Here is a 3,105-nt window from a genome sequence, read left to right on the forward strand (position 1 = left end):
TATATCATCAATAATAAAGATGTTGATTTAGAAACAGTTTTAATTGTTTCAAAAGGATATTCCGAAGACAAAGTCACACCTGTAATGCGTCATACTATTAAACTTTTACCATCAAGAAGCTATGCTAAAATAGAGTTTATGCAAAATGATGTTTTAGAATTAAACAATGAGTTTAAAGTTACTTTTTTTGAAGGCAATCAAATGTTAGATAAAACGTATTTGTTTAGAAAGAATACCATAAATACAAAAGCATTACAAACGATTCCTTTAATGCAATTAAAAGGTGTTTTGGTTAAATAGTTCTGAAGCAAATTATGGAAGACTTAAAAGAACAATTCGAAAATGAAATGGAAAAAGTACAACAAGACAATGTGCTTTCTCCAGAGTATAGACGTAAAAAACTTATCATGTATGTGATTAGAACAGTTATTGCAATTGTCTTATTTTATGTGTTTTGGGAGCATCAATGGGCAAAGTGGATGCTATATGTATATATCCCTTTAAACTTAATTTTCTTAGTTTCAATTTTTGTAATGCCTTATTTTTTAAAACGAAAAATTAAGAGTACTCAACAAATTATTGATGAATTAGACCAATTTGAAGAAGAGTAGCTAATCCAATTTATCGGTTAACTTTTTGAAAACTTTCTTCGGATCTTTATTTTCATAAAGTATCGAATAAACAGCTTCTATAATAGGTAAGCGTGTCTTTTTCACATTTTTAATATTCAGGTCGTGAGCACTTTTTGTAGCATAATAACCTTCTGCTACCATATTCATTTCCATTTGAGCAGACTTTACTGTATAGCCTTTACCTATCATATTTCCAAACATACGATTACGTGAAAATATCGAATAGCCAGTTACTAATAAATCACCTAGATAGGCAGAATTATTAATATTACGTTTCATTTTATGCATCTTTTTAATAAAGCGCTTCATTTCTCGAATGGCATTACTCATGAGTACACTTTGAAAGTTATCACCATAACCTAAACCATGAGCAATTCCAGCTGCAATTGCATAAATGTTTTTTAACATCACTGCGTATTCAACACCAATAATATCATCACTAATTTTGGTTTTGATATAGTCACTCGATAATACATCTGCAATAGACTGCGCCTTTTCAGCATCAGCACAAGAAATTGTTAAATAAGACAAACGCTCTAGAGCAACTTCTTCAGCATGACAAGGTCCAGCAATCACCGCAATATTTTCAAATGGAATATGGTAAATATCATGAAAATGTTCACCTACTAATAATCCTGACTCTGGAATAATACCCTTTACTGCAGATACAATTGTTTTTTGAGAAATATCTGTGTTGAGTTTTTCTAATTCAGAATACATAAAAGCAGAAGGAATTACAAAAATCAAAATATCTGCCCAATCGGCTATTTCATTAATATCATTACTAATTTTTAATTGTTTTGTTTTAAATTCTACAGAACTTAAATAACTCGGATTGTGTTGTTCTTTCAATAAATGTTCTTTGGTATACACGCTTCGCATATACCAACCCACTTCATCTAAATTTTCACATAGCATTTTTACAATAGCAGTGGCCCAACTTCCAGCTCCAAAAACAGCATATTTTAATGGTGGATTCATAAATGGATTATCATTTTTAGTTATTCAAAAATACATAAAATCTGCAGACTTTTAATTTTGGCACGCGTTTTGGTTTAGATACTGTATAAACCCAAAAAACGAAAGATTATGAAGACAATAAAACTATTTTTAGGCTTTGCTTTATCAGCAATTCTATTGACGTCTTGTTATACTGAAGAGGTGATTGTTAATGATTTTAATAATCAGCCAGGTATATCTTTAAATCAGTTATTGGGTTCTTATGAACTTTGGTATGTAGATATTAATCAAACCTTAGGACCTGGTGAAACCCCTTTTTTACAAATTGCATTTACTATGTCTTTTAGAAATGGTGTGGTTTATGCAAATAACAATTTAGTTGGTTTTGGAAATCAAGGTAATGGCTTCGGAATTGATGTAGGTACTTATGATGCTTATGATATGATTTTAGATGTTTATCATGATATTGACGGCTATGAAACATTTGATGTCTACCAAGTTGATAACAATACAATTGAGTTATATAATCCATATAATGATACGTCTTATTTTTTAAATGGTTACCAAAGAAATAATTTTGATTACGATTATATATTTTATGATAATATTCATTACTTCTTGCAAGAATATGAAGCATGGGAAAAAACATATACAAGTCAAATGGGAATGTTAAACGAGTTTGATAATGAAAATTACTTACAATTTTTAGCTGGTGGGAATGACTCACAGTTTAGAAGTTCACAAGATGTAAATATTGCAATACCAGCAAATATTTACTGGGATTATACTGGAGTTTATGGCGTTGGAAACATTAGCAATAACATGTATTTAAAAACATTAACATTAGATTATGACTTTTTCGACAATGAATTCTTCGAATTGAGCGTTATTAATGATCAAAGGATAGAGTTGTATCATCCAACATCAGATACTGTATATGAATTTACAGGTCGTGGGTACATACAATTCGTAAGAGAAGCTGATGCAGAAGGAAGAAAAATGGAAGGAACAGAAACGCTTAAAAAGCGTAAACAGAAAACACCTAAAAAAGAGAACCCTAGGGTAAATACAAGGAGCTAAATTTTGGTTGGTTATTTAGTTTCTAGAAACGTCCACCTCATTAATTTGAGTTGGACGTTTTCTTTTGTAGTGACTTTTTAAAATAATTAGTGTCTAATGTGTAGATATCTTATGATATTCTTATCTTTAAATTAACTATTAACATTATAAAACAATATCACATTATGGGATTATTTTCATTTATTAAAAACGCAGGTGCCAAAGTATTCGGAATAGGAAAAACGACAGAAGAGGAGGCAGCCGAAGCTAAAGCAGCAGCAAATGCAGCAGAATTGAGAGTCGAGGAAGCGGCAGCAAGGAATTTAGAAGAAACAATTAACGATTTACAATTACAAGTTGAAGGGTTAAATGTATTTGTAGATGATGATATGGCTAGAATTTCTGGAATGGCTTATGATCAAGCAACAAAAGAAAAAGTAGTTTTAGTAGTAGG

General features: G+C 30.5%; 4 protein-coding genes and 1 pseudogene. 4 read left to right on the forward strand and 1 reads right to left on the reverse strand.

All coding sequences use genetic code 11. The features are described from left to right. On the forward strand, positions 1-300 hold a 300-nt coding region (locus AB8B90_RS13420; protein ID WP_405337851.1), incomplete at its 5' end, for a hypothetical protein. Positions 301-314: 14 nt separating this feature from the next. Continuing rightward, complete coding sequence (locus tag AB8B90_RS13425) at positions 315-611, forward strand: hypothetical protein (RefSeq protein WP_405337854.1); 297 nt, start codon at positions 315-317, stop codon at positions 609-611. Here the strand turns inward: AB8B90_RS13425 and AB8B90_RS13430 are convergent, their stop codons facing one another. Next, positions 612-1,613: an NAD(P)H-dependent glycerol-3-phosphate dehydrogenase gene (locus AB8B90_RS13430; protein ID WP_405337857.1), complete on the reverse strand. Its 1,002-nt coding sequence runs from the start codon at positions 1,611-1,613 to the stop codon at positions 612-614. A gap of 108 nt (positions 1,614-1,721) precedes the next feature. Here AB8B90_RS13430 and AB8B90_RS13435 point away from each other — a divergent pair, with 108 nt between their 5' ends. Next, the gene (locus tag AB8B90_RS13435) at positions 1,722-2,672 is read left to right on the forward strand and encodes a nicotinic acid mononucleotide adenyltransferase (protein ID WP_405337860.1); all 951 of its coding nucleotides are present in this window, start codon (positions 1,722-1,724) and stop codon (positions 2,670-2,672) included. A 164-nt stretch (positions 2,673-2,836) separates the two neighbouring features. After that, positions 2,837-3,105, forward strand: a pseudogene (locus tag AB8B90_RS13440) (peptidoglycan-binding protein LysM); the annotation flags it as partial.

Source organism: Psychroserpens sp. (assembly GCF_045105015.1).
In the GTDB taxonomy this organism is placed as follows: Bacteria; Bacteroidota; Bacteroidia; order Flavobacteriales; family Flavobacteriaceae; genus Psychroserpens.